Source organism: Treponema sp. B152, assembly GCF_024181665.1.
Lineage (GTDB): Bacteria > Spirochaetota > Spirochaetia > Treponematales > Treponemataceae > Treponema_B > Treponema_B denticola.
Genome location: NZ_CP058668.1, coordinates 1,294,818 through 1,315,803, shown reverse-complemented (window position 1 = coordinate 1,315,803; position 20,986 = coordinate 1,294,818). Strand labels below are relative to the sequence as shown.

The window sequence follows — 20,986 nt, the reverse complement described above, 5'->3', positions numbered from 1 at the left end:
TAAGTCTAGATGTATTTTTAATAAAATGAATAACCAAAAAAAAACAAAGCTCCTTTTTATTACCTACACTCATTCAAACGGCGGAGGCGCCGAAAAGGTTTTAACAACCCTTGTTAATAATTTGGATACTAAAAAATATGAAATAGCTATACAGGAAATAGTCGGTTTTTATGTAAAACAAGAGCCTATTAGCAGTAATATTAAATTGCTTACGCCGCTTATAGATGGTACGCATGAGTCCCGTTTTAATAAACACTTTACTCAGTATTGTATTGAAAAATATCCCGTTTTAATACGTGCAATAAAGAGTTTTGATGAGTATGACGTCATTGTTACATGGAATTACCAAATACCTTCATTTATGATTCAAGCATTTCCTGATAAGAAGACGATAAGTTGGTTTCATACTGATATTTACGATTTGTCTCCGAAACTCATGTCTTTGAATGATAAATATAATTTAAAACTGCAAGATAGTGCATGGAACTATGCTGATAGGATAGTTACAATATCGAATAAATCATTACAATCATTAAAAGATATATTCCCTCAATATTTGAATAAAACAAAAATAATTTATAATGCGTTTGATATAGAAAATGCAAAAGTACAGGCATCAAAAGTAAACATCGATGAATGTATGCGGTACACCTATCCGATTTTGGCTTGCGTAGGGCGATTAGAAAAGCGTAAAAATTTCTCTCTTGTTATACAAGCTGCCGCAAAATTACAAAAAGAAAATATATGTTGTCATGTGCTTATTATAGGAGATGGAGAAGAAAAAGGAAACTTAATACGTTTAGTAAATGAGTTGCGTATGACGGAAGTTGTATCTTTTTTAGGATATAAACAAAATCCTTTGCCGTATATTCAAATTGCAGACATGCTTTGCATCTCATCTTTTGCCGAAGGTTTCCCCACCGTTGTTTTGGAAGCTATGACTTTAGAAAAACCATTTGTAACTACACCTGTTGCGGGTGCGTCCGAAGAATTGGCCGATAATGGAAATTGCGGCTTAGTAGCGGATTGGGATGTCGATGATTATGCGGAAAAGATAAAAACTTTGCTAACCGATAAAGATCTTTACGATAGGATGTCAAAAAATTGTATTAAAAAAATCAAAGAATTTTCTATAGAAAACACGGTTATTCGGTTTGATGAACTTGTTTCTTCTTTACCTGAAAAAGGTAATTCTGGATTTCGGCGTATTGATAAAGCAACAGCTGTAAAAAAGATTCGTAGAGCCTATATCTGGTGTCCTAATTTTGCTATACAGAGATTGCGATTTTCGATAAGTACCTTTTTTATGAAACCATCTATAAGGAATTTTGCTTTGGTCGGATACTATTTGCTCAGGTTATTATTCTATATTCCTGCATTACCGATCCGTTTTTTTACACAACCGGCTATATTGCAGCGGTCGGAAAATCATTTTAAGGACGAAAAATGCCTAAAATAATAACATGTACGGGTTATGGTACTACAGGAAGCTCTGCGGTAACGAATATTATCGAAGAATTCGAAAGTGTAAAAAGTTTAAGTGCGGAATTTGAATGTTCATTTTTACATGAACCGGATGGAATACGTGATTTGGAAAGTGCCTTACGCGAAGGCCATCGATTAAAGACTGACCTCGCTATAAAACGGTTTCTTAGACTTGCGGATGTGTTGAATAAGCAGCGCTCATTCAAAAAATATTTCAACGGCAATTTTCTACGGCATTCCAAATCTTTTATCGATTCAATTTGTATTGCTCAATGGCAAGGAAATTGGCACCGAGGAACAGATACGATTAAACTTTCAAAAGAAGATTTACTGTATTATAATTTAGCAAAACAGGTTTTCTTAAATGAATATTCATATTCACGTTACTCGCTCTTTGAACCGAATACATGGCATCCTGCCTATCATATGCGAAATAAGTCTTACTATGCGCATTTTACCGATTTGTTTTATCTTAAAGCACAAGAATATATAGGTAAATTAATTGCAGAAATAGAAGTTCACGTAGACGGCGAAAAAATTTTAATTGATCAGTTTTTCCCTGCCTATGATATATCGGCATATTTAAATTATGCACCGGATACCAAAGTTATCATTGTTGACAGGGATCCTCGCGACATGTATGTATTAAATAAAAGTTCGTGGGGTGAATCGTATATTCCAACTGATGATGTTGATACCTTTATACGCTGGTATCGCGGTATCCGTTTTTCACAACAGCAAGAAGTACAAAATAAAAATGTTCTATTGCTCCATTTTGAGGACCTTATTTTTAATTATGAAACTTCTCTGGACGAAATCAAATGCTTTCTTAATTTTACCGATAAAGATCATATAAAAAAACTAAAATGTTTTAATCCCGCTCAATCGATTAAAAATACCTATAAATTTAAAAATTATCCTCAATGGAAAGATGATGTTTTAAAAATAGAATATGAATTGTCTGAGTATTGCTATCATTTCCCTGATGACTTTATCGATAGCAAGGAAATCAATGTAGACACAAATAAACCGATAGAGGATTGTATAAAATCGGCAGATGCTGTTCAAAGTAAAAAAAACTTACCGCTTAAATATAACCACAAGTTGCCTGTATTTTTATTTGGTATAACAAATTTTGGAGAAGCATTCGAAAGTTTGGCGCATCGCAATACACTAAAAACAAAAATAAAAGGTCTTATTAAATGTGGAGTGTTTTTGTGTAGTTTTTTATTTGAGTATATGTATTCTGTATTTATATATTGTAAATACAAAAAAAGATAAAAATGAAATTCACTATTGTTATTCCCATATTTAACAGAGTACAGTACATCCCCGAAACTCTTGACAGTGTTATAAGGCAAACTTATACCGATCTGGAAATCATATGCGTTGACGATTGTTCTTCAGATAGAAGCCCAGTTCTTTTGCAAGACTATGCAAAAACTGATTTGCGTATTAAAGTACTGACTCACGCCAAAAATAAAGGGCTTTATTTGGCGCGTAAAACAGGCGTCCTGAATGCATCAGGTGATTATATTTTATTTTTAGATTGCGACGATGTATTGCCTCTTCATGCCGTCGAAGTTATTTATAATGCACTTTGTAAAAATTCCGTTGAAGTTCTTGAGTATGGATATCACTCTATTCACGCAAATGAAAACACTGTGCCCGATTCTGCCATAACGGTAGATAAACTTTTTAGCTCACTTGTGTATGATCGGTACCCCCGTGCAGGTACTGTTTGGAATAAAGCATATAAAACAGAATTGTTGAAAAATGCTTTTAGTAAAATGTCAGACTTTCATGCCGTGATGGGTGAGGATTTTTATGAATCTGTGATTATTGCATACTATGCAAAAAGTTATTCGTCGATAGACGATGTTCTTGTTATTTACAATGATGAAAGCGGTATATCAAATACACGTAAAAACCTTGCAAGTATACAAAAAGACTTGGATTCGGTTGTGGCTATTTTAAATGGTTTTAGATTTTTTTTTGAATCGTACGCTGCCGAACATAAAGAGGCTATTTTAAATATAGAAAGCTATTACATCCGGTATGTATATTATAACCTTATTTTACTGAAGACGAACAAAACGGATAGAAAAATGGCAGTTGATTTGCTTAAAGATTATTTCAGTGCCGAGGCTGCTGCACCGTATTTTAATAAAACAAAACCGGCGGTAACACGTGATGCCGTAATGTATAAAATAAGAGCCGTAATAAAAAGATACATTTCTAAAAAATTACGTGAAATGATAAAAAAGATAATCAGGAGGTATGATAAAAAGCCGCAGCAAAAATAAAGCTGCCCATTTTTACATTAGGCATTATGATTCTTTTGTTATACATCGATCCGGGTACGGGTAGTATACTTTTTTCCATTGTGATAGGTCTTATTACAACGTTGTATTTTGTAGCGAAAACCGCTTTTATCAAACTAAAAGTCGCTGTATATAAAGATAAGGCAAAAGGTTCCGGTAATAAAAATACCATTGTAATTTATTCTGAAGGTAAACGTTATTGGAATGTGTTTTTGCCTATATGTAATGAGTTTGAAGAACATCAAAAAGAACTTGTTTTTTATACATCTTCGGAAGATGATCCGGTATTTGAACAACATTATACCTATGTAAAGCCCGAATATATCGGCAAAGGCAACAAAGCTTTTGCTCGTCTTAATATGCTTGAAGCTGATATTTGTTTGATGACGACACCGGGATTGGACGTATATCAGCTGAAACGCTCAAAGCATGTCAGGCATTATAGCCATATTCTTCATGCGCTTGATGATGCAACAAGTTACCGGCTTTTTGGTCTTGATTATTTTGATTCAGTGCTTTTATCGGGTGAGTATCAGGTAAAAGGAATTCGTGAACTGGAAAGCCTACGTAATCTTCCTCCAAAAAACTTGCGTGTAGTCGGCTGTCCTTATCTTGACGTATTAAGCGAAAAAATAAAAAATTTGCCTGAAAAAAGTTCCGATTTTACAGTTTTAATTGCGCCTTCTTGGGGCGCAAGCGGCATCTTATCAAAATACGGCGAACAATTAATTACTCCGCTTGTAGAAACCGGTTGGAATATTATTATCCGCCCGCATCCTCAAAGCAAGACTTCGGAACCCGATATGCTTAAAAGATTGGAGGAAAAATATAAAGATGTCGCGAATTTTGTTTGGGATTATAATTCTGAAAACATCGATTCACTTTCAAAAGCTGATATTATGATTTCCGATTTTTCCAGTGTTATTTTTGATTATTGTTTTCTTTTTGATAAGCCGTTCTTATACTGTAACAACGAATTCGATCATCGCCCTTATGATTCAGGCGATTTAAAAGAGACTCCGTGGAAGTTTTCCGTCTTAAAGGAAATAGGTCTGGAGCTTAACTCTAATAGCTTTGATCATATAAAAGAGATTATCTCCGAAGCTTGTAAAAGTGAAACGCTCAAAGAAAATAGACTGAAAGCTAAAGATACTGCATGGCAAAACAGAGGTTGTGCGGGAAAAGCGGTTTACAATTTTTTAACGGAGATAAAAACAATATGATAAATTTTTTGTATACGATTTTAATTTACCCGGTCTACTTGTTTGTCGAATTTGTCTTTTTTGTGGTGAACATCATTACAAACGGCAATATCGGTATTTCGATTGTACTGTTAAGCCTCGGCATCAATATAATATGTCTTCCGATGTATAATGTAGCCGAACAATGGCAGGAAAAAGAGCGCGCCATTCAAAAAAAGATGAAAGCTAAAATTACCGATATAAAGGCGGTATTTAAAGGCGATGAACGATATTTAATGCTTTCTACATATTACCGTCAAAACAATTATCATCCGCTCTACGCTTTGCGCAGTATGTTCGCGCTCTTTATTCAGATTCCTTTTTTTATTGCGGCGTATAAGCTTTTGTCCGATTCACCGATTATGGCTAAAAGCTCGTTTTTATTTTTTACCGATTTAGGTTCTCCCGATAAGCTGCTTAGCTTAGGAAATATTTCGGTAAATATTCTGCCTATTATAATGACGCTTATAAATATAGCCGCTTCAGCCGTATATACAAAAGGGCTTGAATTGAAAGACAAATTAACGCTTTACATTACGGCTCTTATTTTTTTACTTTTGCTTTATAACTCGCCGTCGGGATTGGTTTTTTATTGGACGCTTAACAATCTGTTTTCTCTATTAAAAAATATTTTTTATAAAGTAAAATTAAGTAGCAAAACATGGTATATAATTACCGTAATTGCCATGATAATTGTAACGAGCATTACAACCGTAATGACGATCAGTGAAACTAAAAGACCTGCGGCTCTTTCAGGTCTTTTAACTGCTGGCATAGTAGTAATACCGTTAATTAAAAAGCTGTTTTGTTTTTTTGAAAAAAGGCGATCAGCATCTGTTTTTAACAACGATAAAAAATGTTTTTATATCTTTTTATCCGCAGCAATTGCGCTGTGTGTTCTTATTGGATTGGTTATTCCGTCGGCAACGATAGCAAGTTCGGCGCAAGAATTTTCAAATTTTGGCAACTTTAAACATCCTTTAAATGTTCTGTATTATCCGTTTATTCAAAGTTTGGGCTGTTTGTTTTGGCTGCTGTGCATATATAAACTTTTTTCAAAAAATGTACAGAAATATTTTGCATATACGGCGATACTGTTGCTCACGGCGGCACTTATAGATGCATTCATTTTTACGGGTAATTACGGTGATATCAGTAATATTTTAATTTTTGACGATGCAACGCGACTAAGACATTCTATGCGGTATTTTGCCGTAAATATGGCGGCAATAATTGCAGGATTTGCCGTAGTAATCGCCTTAATATATTCAAAATTCTCAAAATTATTGCCTTCACTTCTTAATATTGTAGTTTTAACTTTTTTGGTTATAACAGGTTTTTCTTGCATTTCAATTCAAAAATCTTACCGGCGTATGCTGGCTGGCGAAATCAATGAAAAACAGGTAAACAAAGTATATAGGGTCTCGAAAACCGGAAAAAATATTTTTATTTTGATGCTTGACAGGTCTATGAATTTTTTTATCGACCCAGTATTCGAACATAATGATCTGGTAAAAAAAGAATATACGGGATTTACCGTTTTTGAAAACAGCATAGCTTTCGGCATAAGTACCAATATGAGTACGCCGTCTCTTTTCGGCGGCTATGAATATACGCCGGAAAACATAAATAAACGCTCTAATGAATTATTGGTTGACAAACATAATGAAGCCTTAAGCGTGCTGCCGCGGCTGTTCAGCGAACATAATTGGTTGGTAAGCTTTACGGACCCCTCATGGCTAAACTATTCATGGATACCCGATTTATCCGTATTTGCAAAATATGATATGCGTGCTCAAAATATCGATGGGGCTGGAAAGTACAGCAGAGATTTTTTGGCACGGATAGACAAACAGACAAAGAGACAAAGAGACAAAGAGACAAATCCTGTTGTACGCAACATGCTCTATTTTTCCTTTTTTAGGATATTGCCTTCAAAAGTAAGAAAAGTATTTTATAATAGCGGTGCTTATACGGCACCTGATGTATCCAATCATATTAAAATGTTATTTATAGATGCATATTCTTCCCTTGAGAATTTATATAAAGAAGTTGAATTTGTACCTGAGGGAGACTGTCTTAATATTATTGTAAACAATACAACGCATGAGCCGCCGAAGGACAGCGATATACAATTTATACGGCGGGAAGAACTTATTCCTCTTGCAAAAAAATATTGTCTTAACGAATACACAGCTGAACATTTTTATGCAAATTATTTAGCACATGAATCCTGTGCTGAGTTTTTCCGTTTTTTAAAAGATAATGATTGTTGGGATAATTCTAGGATAATCATCGCAGGCGATCATGGAAGATCTTCAATACGTACAATCGATATGAGTTTTTTAAACGGCTTTGACGATACCGGTATTTCTCCTGAAAGTCTGATTCCTTTAATTATGATGAAAGATTTTAACACAGATGGCCCATTACAAAAGGATTATACCTTTATGACCTTAGCCGATATTCCGATTTTAGCAACAGAAGGACTTGCTCCCGAATTGCAAAAAAATCCGTTCAGTGGTTTACCGTTTAAATCTTCTCAAGATAAAATCCTTATAAAAGCTATGCACGGCGGTGATTGGCAGGCTGGCCATCAATTAAAATTGACACAGTTTAAAACTACGGCAACGGATTGGGTTTATGTAAAAGAAAATGTGTATGATCCGAAATGTTGGAGTAAAAAAGCTTTTATAAATGAATAGTAAAAAAGGAATTCAAAAATTATGAACAATATGTTGCTTTCAATTGTTATTCCTGCATATAATGCAGAACGTTTTTTGCATAATTTGCTTTCCGTTTTGGTCGAGCAAGTGTTTGAGTGCAAGAAACACAGTATTGAAGTTATCATTGTTAATGACGGCTCTCAAGATTCTACAAAAAAAATTGCTGAAGATTTTTCAAATAAGTATCCTTTTATAACTGTTATTAATCAAGAAAATAAAGGGGAGTGTGGAGCACGGAATACAGGTATAAAATGTGCAAAAGGTAAATATCTGTATTTTTTAGATAGTGATGATACTATTCCTGTCGGAACTCTTGCCTTCTTTCAACAGTTGTTATTAGGAAGTAACGATATAGATGTTTTTAATTTTGGTTATGAAGTAGAAAGAAATGGTCAAGTTTGTAAAATTGTTTCATCCGCTCAACTGGATAAACGACACTTTAATGACAATAGTATAAAAAAGAACTTTCTTTCAAAAAAGATGCCTTGTTGTATTTGCAGTTCAATTTACAAAAAAGATTTTATCTATGACAATGATCTGTTTTTTCCGGTTGGTATAAAAATAGGCGGTGATTTAGTTTTTATGGTTAACGCTTTTACAAAATCAAATAGTGCATATTATTCTAAACGTATCTGTTTTATTTATCAGATACGTGATGATTCTGTAATGCAAGGGTATAAAAGTTATAATATGGATAGAATAAAATCTTTTGAAATTGTTCGTGATACGATAATTGATAACGCTGAATATTATTCGTTGGTAAAAAAAGAAGCAAATTTTTTTATTGCGAATCTATATCTGGCGAATTTGGTTGCTTATTTGAAGTCAAATGTAAAAGATAAAGAAATAAATAAAATTTTTATTCAAAATAAGTTTTTTTTATATAAAAGCATAAAAGGTAGATTTATTAATAGGATGGCAATACTCGTTGCTCGTTGTGTACCGCTTCGTCTATTATTAAAAATATTTAAGTAGTTATTATATAATTTTATTTTTAAGATAAAGTAAAGTAATGAAAATCTTACACATAATTACTAACACTGAACTCGGCGGGGCTCAAACCGTATGTATTTCTTTGGCCAATATGGCATCTGATGAAGGAAACATAGTAGCTGTAGCTTCAATGAATGGCGGATATCTATGGGATAATTTAAGTTCTTCGGTTATTCAATTTAAGATTAAAAATATGATAAAGGCTATTAGATTGTTACCGGATTTGAAATGCTATTTTGAGCTAAAAAAGGTAATTAATGAATTTGCCCCCGATATTATTCATCTACATTCAAGTAAGGCCGGAACCTTAGGCCGTCTTGCGGGCTTTAAATATAGAAAAAAAATAATTTATACCGTGCACGGTTTTGATTCCATCCGTCTCCATCATAGATTTTTTTTACCGCTTGAACGTTTTTTACAAAGATTCTGCGGTGCAATAGTTGCAGTTTCTAAATATGACGAAAAAAAATTATATAAAGAAAAAATTACTAAAAATATCAAGACAATTTACAATGGTATAAGTTTAAATTCTGTTGATTCTCCGAAACCTTTTGACTCCTCTTCATATAAAAAAGTTATTATGACAATAGCCCGTATTTCCAGGCAAAAACGATTTGAAAGTTTTTTATCTATTGCTTCAGATCCTGTAATGAAAGATTACCTCTTTGTCTGGGTCGGCGGTTCTGCCGAAAAATCGATGGATGAGATAAAAAAGGACTATTCTATCCCTTCCAATGTTTTATTGCTTGGAGACTATCCAAATGCATCAAGCCTTTTGCCGTATTGTGATCTTTTTGTCTTATTTAGCAACTATGAGGGGCTTCCGATGACTATTATAGAAGCCATGGCTTATAAAAAGGCTATAGTTGCATCAAATGTAGGCGGAATTTCTGAGTTAGTTGATGTTACAAATGGTGCTCTAATTGAAACCGATGACGGTGCCGTTGAGGCAATAGGTGCTATCTTGCAAGATGACGAAAAAAAGGCTAAAACGGGAAAAGCTTCATTTGAAAAATTTTCAAAGTTTTTTACTTTGGATATTATGTGGAAAAATTATCGTAGTTTATATAAAGAGATTACAAAGGATTAAAACAAATGCACATAGCAATAATAGGCGGTTCCGGTTTTATAGGAACAAGACTAACAAAGAGGCTTTTGGCGTCCAGACATAAAATTAAAATTCTTGATAAACAGGATAGTAAATACTATCCCAACTTGAGAGTCTTTGCTGATGTAAGGGATATAGATTCTTTAAAAAAAGAATTATCCTCTAGCCTAGACTGCGTTATCAACTTGGCGGCTGAACATCGCGATGATGTTGAACCTAAAAGCTTATATGATGAAGTAAATGTTGACGGTGCAGAAAATGTATGCAAGGTCTGTTCGGAATTGGGAATAAAAAAAATTATTTTTACAAGCTCTGTTGCGGTATACGGTTTTGCACCTTTAAATACGAACGAAACAGGTAAAATAAATTATTTTAATGATTACGGTAGAACAAAATGGTTCGCTGAAGGGAAATATCGTGCGTGGCTTGAAAACGATAACGAAAATTCGCTTACGATAATAAGACCTACCGTTGTATTCGGAGAGCAAAATAGGGGCAATGTTTATAATCTATTAAGACAAATCAGTTCAGGCTTTTTTCCATTTGTCGGAAACGGTAAAAATAAAAAATCAATGGCCTATGTTGAAAATGTAGCTGCCTTTATCGAATTTTGTTTAAATAACGGACAAGGTGAACACTTATTTAACTATATCGATAAGCCCGATTTTGATATGAATTCTCTTGCCAATGAAGTTTATAAAATCTTAGGAAATGAGAATCATAAAATTTTTCATTGGCCCTATTGGCTGGGCTATTTCGGTGGTCTTTGCTTTGACTTACTTGCTAAAATATCGAGAAAAAAATTAGCAATCAGTTCAATCAGGGTAAAAAAATTCTGTGCCGATACTCTTTTTGATACGATCAATATACCTAAAACCGATTTTAAAGCTCCCGTACCTTTAAGCGAGGGCTTATACAATACTATAAAATATGAATTCATTGATAAGATAGAAGATCATGTTTTTCATACTGAGTAGAAACTTATTATAAATTTTTATATCATCAATTTTTAATAGAGGTTTTTATGAAGGCAATAATTTTAGCAGGAGGGGCCGGAACCCGTTTATATCCGCTTACAAAGGCTGTTTCAAAACAAATTTTACCAATGTATGATAAGCCCATGATTTATTATCCATTGTCGGTTATGATGCTTGCCGGTATACGTGAAGTTTTAATTATATCTACACCGCGGGATATAGGACTTTTTAAGGAACTTTTCGGTGATGGAAATTGGTTGGGGATGAGGTTTGAGTATGCCGTTCAAGATAAACCTCGAGGGCTTGCTGATGCCTTCATAGTGGGTGAAAAGTTCATCGGTTCTGATTCTTGTGCTTTGGTCTTGGGCGATAATATCTTTTATGGAAGAGGTTTCAGCAGCACTTTGGCAGATGCAGTTTCCTCCATAAAAGATAATGGAGGAGCCTTGATTTTCGGTTATTATGTTAAGGATCCGAGAGCTTACGGAGTTGTTGATTTTGATGATAAAGGAAATGTTTTGAGTATTGAGGAGAAACCGCAAAATCCAAAATCAAATTATGCAATCCCAGGCTTATATTTTTATGATAATGAAGTAATCCAAATTGCAAAATCGGTTAAACCTTCGGCTAGAGGCGAGATTGAAATTACATCCGTAAATAATGCTTATCTGGCTATGGGCAAATTAAGAGTTGAAAAGCTGGGGCGAGGCATGGCTTGGCTTGACACAGGGACTTATGACGGTCTTTTAGAAGCCTCAAATTTTATAGCAACAATTCAAAAGAGGCAGGGAATGTATGTTTCCTGTATAGAAGAAATAGCTTATTTACAAAAATGGATTTCAAAGACTCAGCTTTTAAATTTATCTTCATCCTATAATAATGAATATGGAGATTATCTAAAATATATTGCAGAAAATTGTTAAGTTAAGGAGCTATTCTAAATGCGAAGTTTACAAAATATACTTGTAACCGGCGGTGCGGGCTTTATAGGTTCTAATTTTATCAGAAGCCTATTAAAAAAAGAAGCCGCATTTACGGGGCGTATTATAAACCTTGATGCTCTTACCTATGCAGGCAATGCCGCCAGCCTTTCTGATGTAGAATCCGAATTCGGCGGAAGCCGATACTTTTTTATTCATGGAAATATCTGCGATAAAGAAATTATAAATACAATTTTTACGGGATATAGTATTGACACTGTTGTTCATTTTGCAGCTGAAAGTCATGTTGACCGCTCTATTTTGGGGCCTGAGGTTTTTTTAAAAACAAATGTTTTGGGCACCTTTAACCTTTTGGAAACTGCAAAGCAATTTTGGAAAAAAGCTGACGGAACAATGCGTGATGATGTTCTTTTTCACCATATCAGTACGGATGAGGTTTACGGTTCTTTGGGGCCTGAAGGCTATTTTGAAGAAACTACCGCCTATGATCCGCGTTCTCCTTATTCTGCAAGTAAGGCATCAAGTGATCACTTGGTAAAAGCTTACTTCCATACTTATGGGCTGCCTATTACTATTTCAAACTGTTCCAATAATTATGGGCCGTTTCAATTCCCTGAAAAATTGATTCCCCTTATGATTTTAAATATGCTTGAAGGTAAAAATCTTCCCGTTTACGGTGACGGTAAGCAGATTAGAGACTGGATACATGTTGAAGATCACAATGAGGCTGTAAGGCTTATACTAAAAAACGGGAGAGCGGGGAAGACCTATAATATAGGCGGCGAAAATGAATGGGAAAATATAAAGCTTTTAAATAAGCTCATTCAAATCGTTTGCAAAAAGACAGGTCTTGAGGAAGAAAATGTAAGAAAAACTATTACACATGTAACCGATAGGCTTGGACATGACCGCCGCTATGCTATTGACTGTACCAAGATAAAAAATGAACTTAATTGGAAGCGTAACTTTGATTTTGAAACCGGACTTGAAAATACTGTTGACTGGTATTTAAATAATAAGAAATGGATAGAAAATGTCCGCTCCGGTGAGTACCGAAATTGGATAGAAAAAAATTATAAAGAGAGATAGGTATTGACGTAGTCAACATGACTTCGTCAATTTGACCCTTGTCCAATCTAAAAAAATATTGTAAAATAAAAACTATGAGTGATTTAATACAACCGAAAGTTTTAAAAGGATTTAGAGATTTCCTTCCGGCGGACGAGATTGAAAGAGATCTTCTTATGGAAAGACTGGTAAAGGTTTTTAGGGATTACGGCTTTGTACCTATAGACACCCCTGCCTTGGAATATTCTGAGATTTTATTGAGAAAGAGCGGAGGAGAGACCGAAAAGCAGGTTTTCCGGTTTAGCGACAATGGCGGACGGGATGTTGCTATGCGTTTTGACTTAACCGTTCCCTTAGCCCGATTTGTCGCAGAGCATAAGTCCGAGATATATTTCCCGTTTAAGCGTTACCATTTGGGAAAAGTTTGGCGCGGTGAAAAGCCTCAGGCCGGACGGTATCGGGAATTTTTGCAATGCGATTTTGATACATTGGGTTCCGATTCGGCTGCCGTTGATTTTGAAATTTTGCGTCTTATTAAAAAAGCTTTAAACGAATTAGGTGTTTCCAATTTTAAAATACACGTTTCCCATAGGGGTATATTTAACCGTTTTTTAAAGTCTTTAAACCTATCGGAAGACAGCGAAGAGGTTTTGCGTATTGTAGATAAACTTGCTAAGATAGGGGAGGACGAGGTTTTAAAACTCCTTACTGATATAAGCTCCGAAGAAAGTGCCAAAAAAATATTGGCTTATATTTCCGGTGTAAGCAAGGAGTTAAAAAGCGAAGACTTTGAAAAGACTCTTTCCCACTTGGAAAACCTCGCAGGCGGCCCCGACGAAGATACAAAACGCATGAGAGATATCTATGCCTTGGTAAAGGCTGTAGGTATTGAAGATTCAATTGTTTTTGATCCTTCAATTACGCGAGGCCTGGATTATTATACCGGTGTTGTATTTGAGACCTTTTTAACCGATTTACCATCGATAGGCTCTGTTTGCTCAGGCGGAAGGTACGATAACCTTACGGCTCTTTACATGAAGGAATCTATTACAGGAGTGGGAGCTTCCATAGGGCTTGACAGGCTTTTAGCTGCCCTTGAACTCTTGGGCCGTCAAAAAACAAAGGCCAGCTTTACCGACCTCCTTATTTTTTCTTTACCTGAAGATGATCAGGTCCTTTCGTATACGATAGTAAACTTTTTTGAAGCCGAAAAAATAAATGCTGAAGTATATCCTGAACCGAAAAAGATGAATCATCAGTACACCTATGCCGAAAAAAAAGACATAAGGTGGGGGCTTTTCTTAGATAAAGATTCTTGTGTGGAAGAATTCGATAAGGCCCCTCAAGGGTTTAAGATAAAATTAAAGGATATGACTAATAGAACAGAGGATGAAACGCCTCTTAGCGAGGCCGTAAAAAAGATAAGAGCTTCAAAAAATTAAACCTCTTTTTTCCGGCTTATTTCGTATAATAGAATGCCTGCTGCGACGGAAACATTTAGGCTGTCAAGTTTTCCCTTTGTCGGAATTGACACTATTTCGTCGCAGGTTTCTTCTACAAGGCGGCTCATTCCCCTTCCTTCATTTCCCATAATAAGGACTGTCTTTTTTGGGAACGTAAGATTGGGTAGGGCCTTGCCTCCTGCATCTGCCCCGTAAATCCAAAAGCCTTCCTTTTTTAGCCTTTCTACGGTTCTTACCAAATTGGTTACTTCCACGAATGGAACCCAGGCCAAAGCTCCTGCACTTACCTTGCTTATAATCTCAAAGCCTCCCGCACTTTTGTTTTCCGGAACTATTATTCCGTCTATTCCGAACTGGTCCGCACTTCGTATAATGGAACCCGTATTGTGAGGATCAGTAACGGAGTCGAGGATTACCACAAAAGCCGAGCCTTTTTCTGCAAGTTTTGCAAAAAACTCATCGATGCTCATTCCTTTTTTTTGATCTTCAGCCTCAGTTACAAGAACAATACCCCTGTGATCCCTTAACTGCTCCGGCAAGGTTTTGGTAATGGAATCAAGAAATTGATTGTCCTGTTTTTCAACTTTTAGATTCAATTTACGAGCCGCTTCCAAAATTTTTTTTACCCTTGGTCCTTCTTTAGAGTAAAAAATTTCAAGGCTCGGCTTCCGGTTCTTTTCTTTTTCTATTTTAAGTTTTTCCGCTCTTAAAATCTCGTCTATAGCATGAAAACCCGTAATTATTTTTTTCATAAATTTTAGTCCAAATTGTATTTTTTTCCATATTTTACCGTTTTTACATCATTATAACCATTTTCGTTTAAGTATTGGGTAAAATAAATTTGAGCCTTAGGTTCTCCGTGAACCAAGAATATCGTTTTAAGTTTAGGGTTCTTCAAGGAGTCCAGCCACTCTCTGGACTCAAAATAGTCGGCATGAGCACTGAAGGCGTTTATCTGCAAAATTTCAGCTCGTACCTGATGCCATTCACCGAAAATTTTTACTTCTTGTTCTTTGTTTTGGAGTCTACGGCCGAGAGTATCTTCTGCCATAAAACCTACCAGCAGTACCTTTGTCGAGGGCTTTTCGATATTGTTTGCAAGATGGTGGGTAATTCGTCCGAATTCGCACATTCCATCCGCACTTATTATAACCATGGGACCGTCAATATTGTTCAATTCCTTGGACTCGGCTACGCTGGTTATAAATTTGAGCGAGTTAAAGCCGAAAGGATTTTTATGATGAATTAAAAAGGCCTCATGTGTTTGTGCATCATAGCATTCGGGATGTACCTGAAATATACTAGTTGCGTTTACGGCCATGGGAGAATCTACATAAATCGGAATATCGGGAATTATTTTTTTATCGACTAAGAGGTGAAAATAATAGACGATTTCCTGAGTCCTTTCAACGGCAAAGGCGGGAATAATCATCTTTCCCTTATTTTGTACAATTTCCTGTGTTTTTTCGGCAAGAAGTTTTAAAGCATTGTCGGTTTCCTCATGGCGCCGGTTTCCGTATGTGCTTTCAATAACTATATAATCTACAGGAGGAATAATATCCGGATCGCGGATAATAGCCTTATTTTTTCGGCCTAGGTCTCCTGTAAAGGCTATTTTTACCTCTTTCCCATCCGAGTCTTTGGCGGTAATTACAGCCATCGCTGAACCTAAAATATGCCCTGCATCATAGAATTCCAGTTGAACATTGGGGCCTATCCATGCAGGCCTATGATATGAAATTGTTACAAACTGATTGACTGTTTGAATTACATCGGCTTCATCAAAAAGAGGCACCCATTTAAAGGTTTCTCCTTTTTTTGCAGCTTGTTTGGATAGATACTCCCTATCTCTGGCTTGAATTCGTGCAGAATCCATCATCACAAGGTTTGCTATATCTCTGGTGGCAGGGGTTGCATATATGTTGCCTGTAAATCCATGCTTTCCCAGCAAGGGTAATAAACCGCAATGATCATAATGACCATGGGTTAAAATGACGGCTTCCAGCTCAGGAGCCGGAACATTAAAATCCCTGTTTTTCTTGTCCGCTTCTGCTCTTTTTCCTTGAAAAGCTCCGCAGTCTATCAAATATTTATGTCCGTCAACTTCAAGAATGTGTTTAGATCCGGTAACTTCTTCTGCAGCACCTAGCGAGTAAAATTTAATTGCCATAGCTTAAGCATACATCATAATCGGCGAAAAATCAAGTCCTATTTTTTAGCTATTGTTATAGATGGTCTAGAGGTTTATTGCCATATGTGGTAGCTGTGTATGTACTTTATAAAACTAAGATTTCCTAAAATAAACAAGGCAAGGCCTATACCCAGGAGGGTATAAGATGATGTGTATAAGAGAACCGCATAACCTATTAAGGCCCCTGTCAGCGAAAGGGCTGCAAATAAATACTCTTTTATGTTTTTTGTGATATAGACAAAAAAGTAATTTACACAGGCTAAAAGTGCAGCTATTAAAAACAGGTATATATATGAATGGCCTGCCTTAATATCCGAAAGAAAGTATCTGCTTATATAAAAATTATTTATAGGCATTGATAAGCATATTAAAAAAGATATAAAAAAAATAAAAAAGAAGACTGACGATATCTTTCTAGTTATTATTTTGTTGGCAAAGATGCCTGCCATAAAGATGGACATAATTCCGGCTAATCTGAAAAAATATACCAATCGGGATAGATTTGCTATACTATCCAGCACTATATTGGAAAAGCTATATAGAGGAAAAACAAGCCTTATACTTTCAAAGCTTATGCATAAGGTAAACATGGCAAAAAAGGATATTTCGATTGCATGAGTCTTTTTAAATGTAAAATAGACGAAGATTAAAAAGCCAAGCGATAAAAACGGAAAGGCCAAGATACTTATTAATACCGCATAGCCGTTATAATTATTTCTTAAAAGGCTGAGTATAAATTCAGTAATTCCCGAGCTTTCTGCAGATTTTGTGCCCGTTACCAAGGAATTATCAAGGTTTCCGTTAAGTACAATACCTACAAAGGATATTAAGGATAATATAAGAATTAAAGCTGCAATACATATGGCGACTAGGCGCGCTCTGTTTCTTCCTGCAATTGTCATATTAGAGCAGTATACCAGTAAAAAAAATATTTGTAAAGGCAATTATTCAAAAATACTTGATATATTGGTATTTTTATGGTAAAATAAGCCTTATGAACTTTGTTTTTATTTTAGTTTTACCCTTAGTTTTTTTACTCTATGCCTCATTTTCAAAGGAACAAGGCGGTAAGTTTGCAGCCTTTTTATTCGGTATTTTGGGTGGAATAGTGTCATTGATAATTGTTTCTTTTTTCCCTTTTTCCAGCCTGCAAATTTCATCTTATTTGAGTTCCCATTTATGCCGCTTTTTCTTCCAGTACTTTTTCTTAAACGCTCTCTTCGGATTGGCTTTTTTCTTTTTGATTTCATGGTCTCTTTCTGAAGAAACTTTAAGCAATAGCTTGTCGGCTCTTTTCGGTATTTTTAGTGCCGTCTTTGCCTATCTATTTTACAGGAATATTAATACGCCCGACTCAACCGAACTTATTTTATTTCTTCTTATAATAACAGGCATAATCCTTATTTTTGATTTTGTTTACTATATTTTATCGGCAAATTTAACGATTTCCATGGATTTTATGGTTTATGCGATAGCCTTTATTTCTTTTATCATTTTCAGCCTTTTAGGCTCATATGCTCTTGCAAGTTGGTATTTATCCAAATCTTTAAATATGCATACTTTTGTTTCTTGCGGTATGTTTTTGGTGGGAGTTGTTTTAAATATTGTCCGGAATAGGTTGTAAGTTTTTCATTTTATGAATCTCGGTTTTTTGTCTTTATCGGATAAACATAATTCGGTTGTTGTGCTGGGAGCTACAGCGACGGGAAAAACTTCCTATGCCGTAGGCCTTGCAAAAGAGCTTGGAGGAGAAATTATTTCTGCGGATTCAAGGCAGGTTTATAAGGGCCTTGACCTAGGTACAGGAAAGGACTTAAAAGAGTACGGCGATGTGGCCCATCACCTAATCGATATTTGTACTTTGGAAAGGGAGTACAATGTCTTTGATTTTCAAAATGATGCTTACAAGGCTTTTGAAGATATAAAGAGGAGAAAAAAGTTTCCTATTTTTGCGGGAGGAACGGGGCTGTATCTTGATGCTCTTATAAGGGAATACGAACTTATTCCTGTTCCAAAAAATGAAGAACTGAGAGCTTCTTTGGCCGGTAAGGATTTGACGGAACTGCAAAAGTTTTTTTTTGAATACAATATTCCGATGCATAATAAGACCGACCTTGAAAATATGGATCGGCTTATGCGGGCTATTGAAATTGCGGAATATAAAAAGACCCATCCCGATGCAGCTGAAATCTTAAATGCAAACCGCCCCGATATCCTCCCCCTTATAATAGGTCTTAAATACCCGCGGGAAATTTTAAGGGAAAGAATAAGGCTTAGACTCTTAGATCGTATAAAAGACGGAATGATAGAAGAAACCGAGAGCCTTCACAAGGAGGGCTTTTCTTGGGAAAGGCTTGAAAGTTTGGGGCTTGAATATAAATTTACCGCCCAATATCTTCAAGGCAAAATAGGATCGAGGGAAGCGTATATCGATTCTCTTTACCGAGCTATTTGTCAGTTTGCGAAGAGGCAGGAAACTTGGTTTCGCCGTATGGAAAAAAACGGGGTAAAAATAAACTGGATATTGAAGTGAGTTTTTAATTAGCGTTGGAGGGAAAATTGACTTTAAAACAAAACGTTCAATATGTTTTTATAGACTCAGGCATAGGGGGACTGCCTTATTTAAGGCATTTAAAAGAATTGGAACCTCAAAGTTCCTGTGCCTATGTCGCAGATACAAAACATTTTCCATATGGAGAAAAAACACTCGAAGATGTAATAGAATATACTGAGGGCCTTGTAAAAAAAATAATCGAAAAACTTAAACCCTCCGTTATAATAATAGCCTGTAATACGATGACGGTTTCGGCTCTTTCACATTTGCGTAAAAAATTCGAGATACCCTTTGTGGGCACCGTTCCTGCTATAAAACCTGCGGCCTTAACAAGTAAAAATAAAAAAATTGCCGTCCTTGCAACCGAAAGAACGGTAAACGATATCTATGTTCAAAATCTCATTGAGGAATTCGGAGCCGATTGTAAATTTTTTATGCGTGCAGATTCCGTTTTGGTCTCTAAAATAGAGAATACCTTATTGTCAGGTTCTGAGGAAGATAAAAAGGCCGGAATCCGTCCTGCGGTTGAGTTTTTTAAATCGGCGGGAACGGATACTGCTGTATTAGGCTGTACACATTTTCTCCACCTAAGAGATGAGTTTAAATCCGAGTGTGAACCGGATATAAAGATTGTGGACTCTTTGGATGGGGTTGTAAATCAAGCCTTAAAAATATCTCCTCCTCAAAAATCAAAAACGGATAAAAAATTAAAAAATATTCAAAAAGATATTTTTTATATCACCTCGGAAAAAACTGAAGAGAGTACAAAAAAATATTCCGCTTATGCGGAACTCTTTAATATGACTTTGGGTTACTTCTAAAAAACTTGTTGTTTTTTAGAAGTAACCGACGAGTTTTTCATAAGTTTTTATATATCAATGACTTATGAAAAACATCGCAAATAAATCTAAGGAAAACATCGAAAAGCTGAAGTTTTTCGATGTTCGTTTTAAGGTACTTCTAAAATGAAAGGATTGGTTTTAAAAGGATCTAATAATATTTTTTATGTTGAATGTGAAGACGGAAAATTCAGAAGCTGCTCCATTAAGGGGAAGGTTCTAAAAGATTCTGCTCTTTACTATAATCCTCTTGCTGCCGGAGATTTTGTAAATCTTGAGCCCGATACTCACTCTGATGATGAAGGCTTGATAACGGGTTTAATAGAAAGAAAAAATTCTTTTTTACGCTTAAATCAAAAACTGAATATGCCCCAGCTTTTAGCTGCAAATATCGACCTGCTTGTTTGTGTTGTTTCTGCTGCTAATCCTCCCTTCCGCCCTCGATTTGTGGACAGGGTTTTAGTGCAAGCCGAGATTCAAAAGATTCCGGTTTTAATTGTTATAAATAAGTGTGATTTAAAAATCTCGGCTGATGTAAGAGAGCGAATAGAGGACTGGAAAAGGTTGGACTATAAAACCATCGAAGTATCGGCAAAGGAGGGCAGGGGAATGGATAACTTAATTGAAAGCCTCTCTGCTAAAACTTCTGCCCTCGTAGGACAGTCGGGAGTAGGTAAAAGTACTCTCTTAAATTTTATCGCCCCCGATTTAAATTTAAAAACTTCTGCAATTTCGGATAAGTATGACCGAGGCACCCACACGACAACGCAAGGGGAGTATTTTAAAATAAAGGCTCTTACTTCAGATGGAAAAGAACATTCGATAAACATAATTGATACACCGGGTGTGAGGCATTTTGCCATTTACGGCATCGAGCCTGAAGATACGGCCCTATATTTTCCCGAAATGGAAAAGCTTATAGGCTCATGTAAATTCGGCCTTTCCTGCACCCATACCCATGAACCCAGATGTGCCATTTTGGAAGCCCTTAAAAAAGGAAATATTCATAAGGATAGGTATACGAGTTTTGAGCTTATACATAAAGAATTACAAGAAACGGTAAAGAAGTATTAATC

At 35.7% G+C, this 20,986-nt stretch carries 18 protein-coding genes; 15 read left to right on the top strand and 3 right to left on the bottom strand.

The features are described from left to right. Positions 1-25 precede the first annotated feature (25 nt). From HYB91_RS06145 to hisS, 11 genes are all read left to right on the top strand, one after another. Complete coding sequence (locus tag HYB91_RS06145) at positions 26-1,459, top strand: glycosyltransferase (protein ID WP_002678031.1); 1,434 nt, start codon at positions 26-28, stop codon at positions 1,457-1,459. Then, complete coding sequence (locus tag HYB91_RS06140; RefSeq protein WP_002678033.1) at positions 1,447-2,766, top strand: sulfotransferase family protein; 1,320 nt, start codon at positions 1,447-1,449, stop codon at positions 2,764-2,766. Before HYB91_RS06145 ends, HYB91_RS06140 begins: the two co-directional genes overlap by 13 nt. Before the next feature lie 2 nt (positions 2,767-2,768). Next, positions 2,769-3,791 (top strand): glycosyltransferase family 2 protein, encoded by a 1,023-nt coding sequence (locus tag HYB91_RS06135; RefSeq protein WP_002678036.1) that lies wholly within the window; start codon positions 2,769-2,771, stop codon positions 3,789-3,791. A gap of 26 nt (positions 3,792-3,817) precedes the next feature. Further along, complete coding sequence (locus HYB91_RS06130) at positions 3,818-5,032, top strand: CDP-glycerol glycerophosphotransferase family protein (protein WP_002678038.1); 1,215 nt, start codon at positions 3,818-3,820, stop codon at positions 5,030-5,032. Continuing rightward, positions 5,029-7,755 (top strand): YidC/Oxa1 family membrane protein insertase, encoded by a 2,727-nt coding sequence (locus HYB91_RS06125; RefSeq protein WP_002678040.1) that lies wholly within the window; start codon positions 5,029-5,031, stop codon positions 7,753-7,755. The genes HYB91_RS06130 and HYB91_RS06125 overlap by 4 nt, the downstream gene beginning before the upstream one ends. Positions 7,756-7,776: 21 nt before the next feature. After that, complete coding sequence (locus tag HYB91_RS06120) at positions 7,777-8,751, top strand: glycosyltransferase family 2 protein (protein WP_002678042.1); 975 nt, start codon at positions 7,777-7,779, stop codon at positions 8,749-8,751. A 37-nt stretch (positions 8,752-8,788) separates the two neighbouring features. After that, positions 8,789-9,859: a glycosyltransferase gene (locus HYB91_RS06115; RefSeq protein ID WP_002678048.1), complete on the top strand. Its 1,071-nt coding sequence runs from the start codon at positions 8,789-8,791 to the stop codon at positions 9,857-9,859. Positions 9,860-9,864: 5 nt separating this feature from the next. Beyond that, entirely contained in the window at positions 9,865-10,854 is a 990-nt protein-coding gene (locus HYB91_RS06110) for an NAD-dependent epimerase/dehydratase family protein (protein WP_002678049.1), read from the top strand. Positions 10,855-10,901: 47 nt separating this feature from the next. Next, the gene (gene rfbA, locus HYB91_RS06105; RefSeq protein ID WP_002678051.1) at positions 10,902-11,777 is read left to right on the top strand and encodes a glucose-1-phosphate thymidylyltransferase RfbA; all 876 of its coding nucleotides are present in this window, start codon (positions 10,902-10,904) and stop codon (positions 11,775-11,777) included. An 18-nt stretch (positions 11,778-11,795) separates the two neighbouring features. Beyond that, on the top strand, positions 11,796-12,884 hold the full coding sequence (gene rfbB / locus HYB91_RS06100; RefSeq protein ID WP_002678053.1) for a dTDP-glucose 4,6-dehydratase: 1,089 nt from the start codon (positions 11,796-11,798) through the stop codon (positions 12,882-12,884). Between the two features lie 74 nt (positions 12,885-12,958). Further along, positions 12,959-14,305 (top strand): histidine--tRNA ligase, encoded by a 1,347-nt coding sequence (hisS, locus tag HYB91_RS06095; protein WP_002678055.1) that lies wholly within the window; start codon positions 12,959-12,961, stop codon positions 14,303-14,305. Here hisS and rlmB read toward each other — a convergent pair. The 3 genes from rlmB to HYB91_RS06080 form a co-directional block, all read right to left on the bottom strand. Then, positions 14,302-15,078 carry a 23S rRNA (guanosine(2251)-2'-O)-methyltransferase RlmB gene (gene rlmB, locus HYB91_RS06090; protein WP_002678056.1) on the bottom strand — a complete coding sequence of 259 codons (777 nt, stop codon included), beginning with the start codon at positions 15,076-15,078 and terminating at the stop codon, positions 14,302-14,304. The genes hisS and rlmB overlap by 4 nt on opposite strands. Positions 15,079-15,083: 5 nt before the next feature. Next, positions 15,084-16,496: an MBL fold metallo-hydrolase RNA specificity domain-containing protein gene (locus tag HYB91_RS06085; RefSeq protein ID WP_002678058.1), complete on the bottom strand. Its 1,413-nt coding sequence runs from the start codon at positions 16,494-16,496 to the stop codon at positions 15,084-15,086. Between the two features lie 74 nt (positions 16,497-16,570). Beyond that, positions 16,571-17,419, bottom strand: coding sequence for a hypothetical protein (locus tag HYB91_RS06080; protein ID WP_002678060.1), 849 nt, complete (start codon positions 17,417-17,419; stop codon positions 16,571-16,573). A 92-nt stretch (positions 17,420-17,511) separates the two neighbouring features. Between HYB91_RS06080 and HYB91_RS06075 the strand changes: the two genes are divergently transcribed. From HYB91_RS06075 to rsgA, 4 genes are all read left to right on the top strand, one after another. Then, a complete protein-coding gene (locus tag HYB91_RS06075; RefSeq protein WP_002678063.1) occupies positions 17,512-18,141 on the top strand; it encodes a hypothetical protein in 630 nt (209 codons plus the stop codon). Between the two features lie 12 nt (positions 18,142-18,153). Further along, the gene (miaA, locus tag HYB91_RS06070) at positions 18,154-19,050 is read left to right on the top strand and encodes a tRNA (adenosine(37)-N6)-dimethylallyltransferase MiaA (RefSeq protein ID WP_002678064.1); all 897 of its coding nucleotides are present in this window, start codon (positions 18,154-18,156) and stop codon (positions 19,048-19,050) included. A 26-nt stretch (positions 19,051-19,076) separates the two neighbouring features. After that, positions 19,077-19,892 carry a glutamate racemase gene (murI, locus tag HYB91_RS06065; protein ID WP_002678066.1) on the top strand — a complete coding sequence of 272 codons (816 nt, stop codon included), beginning with the start codon at positions 19,077-19,079 and terminating at the stop codon, positions 19,890-19,892. Positions 19,893-20,036: 144 nt separating this feature from the next. Further along, positions 20,037-20,984: a ribosome small subunit-dependent GTPase A gene (gene rsgA / locus HYB91_RS06060; RefSeq protein WP_002678068.1), complete on the top strand. Its 948-nt coding sequence runs from the start codon at positions 20,037-20,039 to the stop codon at positions 20,982-20,984. Positions 20,985-20,986 lie beyond the last annotated feature (2 nt).

Excerpts from the sequence above, each read along its gene's own strand:
- HYB91_RS06145 (WP_002678031.1), top strand. The coding sequence starts at position 26 with ATGAATAACCAAAAAAAAACAAAGCTCCTTTTTATTACCTACACTCAT.
- HYB91_RS06140 (WP_002678033.1), top strand. The coding sequence starts at position 1,447 with ATGCCTAAAATAATAACATGTACGGGTTATGGTACTACAGGAAGCTCT.
- HYB91_RS06135 (WP_002678036.1), top strand. The coding sequence starts at position 2,769 with ATGAAATTCACTATTGTTATTCCCATATTTAACAGAGTACAGTACATC.
- HYB91_RS06130 (WP_002678038.1), top strand. The coding sequence starts at position 3,818 with ATGATTCTTTTGTTATACATCGATCCGGGTACGGGTAGTATACTTTTT.
- HYB91_RS06125 (WP_002678040.1), top strand. The coding sequence starts at position 5,029 with ATGATAAATTTTTTGTATACGATTTTAATTTACCCGGTCTACTTGTTT.
- HYB91_RS06120 (WP_002678042.1), top strand. The coding sequence starts at position 7,777 with ATGAACAATATGTTGCTTTCAATTGTTATTCCTGCATATAATGCAGAA.
- HYB91_RS06115 (WP_002678048.1), top strand. The coding sequence starts at position 8,789 with ATGAAAATCTTACACATAATTACTAACACTGAACTCGGCGGGGCTCAA.
- HYB91_RS06110 (WP_002678049.1), top strand. The coding sequence starts at position 9,865 with ATGCACATAGCAATAATAGGCGGTTCCGGTTTTATAGGAACAAGACTA.
- rfbA (WP_002678051.1), top strand. The coding sequence starts at position 10,902 with ATGAAGGCAATAATTTTAGCAGGAGGGGCCGGAACCCGTTTATATCCG.
- rfbB (WP_002678053.1), top strand. The coding sequence starts at position 11,796 with ATGCGAAGTTTACAAAATATACTTGTAACCGGCGGTGCGGGCTTTATA.
- hisS (WP_002678055.1), top strand. The coding sequence starts at position 12,959 with ATGAGTGATTTAATACAACCGAAAGTTTTAAAAGGATTTAGAGATTTC.
- rlmB (WP_002678056.1), bottom strand. The coding sequence starts at position 15,078 with ATGAAAAAAATAATTACGGGTTTTCATGCTATAGACGAGATTTTAAGA.
- HYB91_RS06085 (WP_002678058.1), bottom strand. The coding sequence starts at position 16,496 with ATGGCAATTAAATTTTACTCGCTAGGTGCTGCAGAAGAAGTTACCGGA.
- HYB91_RS06080 (WP_002678060.1), bottom strand. The coding sequence starts at position 17,419 with ATGACAATTGCAGGAAGAAACAGAGCGCGCCTAGTCGCCATATGTATT.
- HYB91_RS06075 (WP_002678063.1), top strand. The coding sequence starts at position 17,512 with ATGAACTTTGTTTTTATTTTAGTTTTACCCTTAGTTTTTTTACTCTAT.
- miaA (WP_002678064.1), top strand. The coding sequence starts at position 18,154 with ATGAATCTCGGTTTTTTGTCTTTATCGGATAAACATAATTCGGTTGTT.
- rsgA (WP_002678068.1), top strand. The coding sequence starts at position 20,037 with ATGAAAGGATTGGTTTTAAAAGGATCTAATAATATTTTTTATGTTGAA.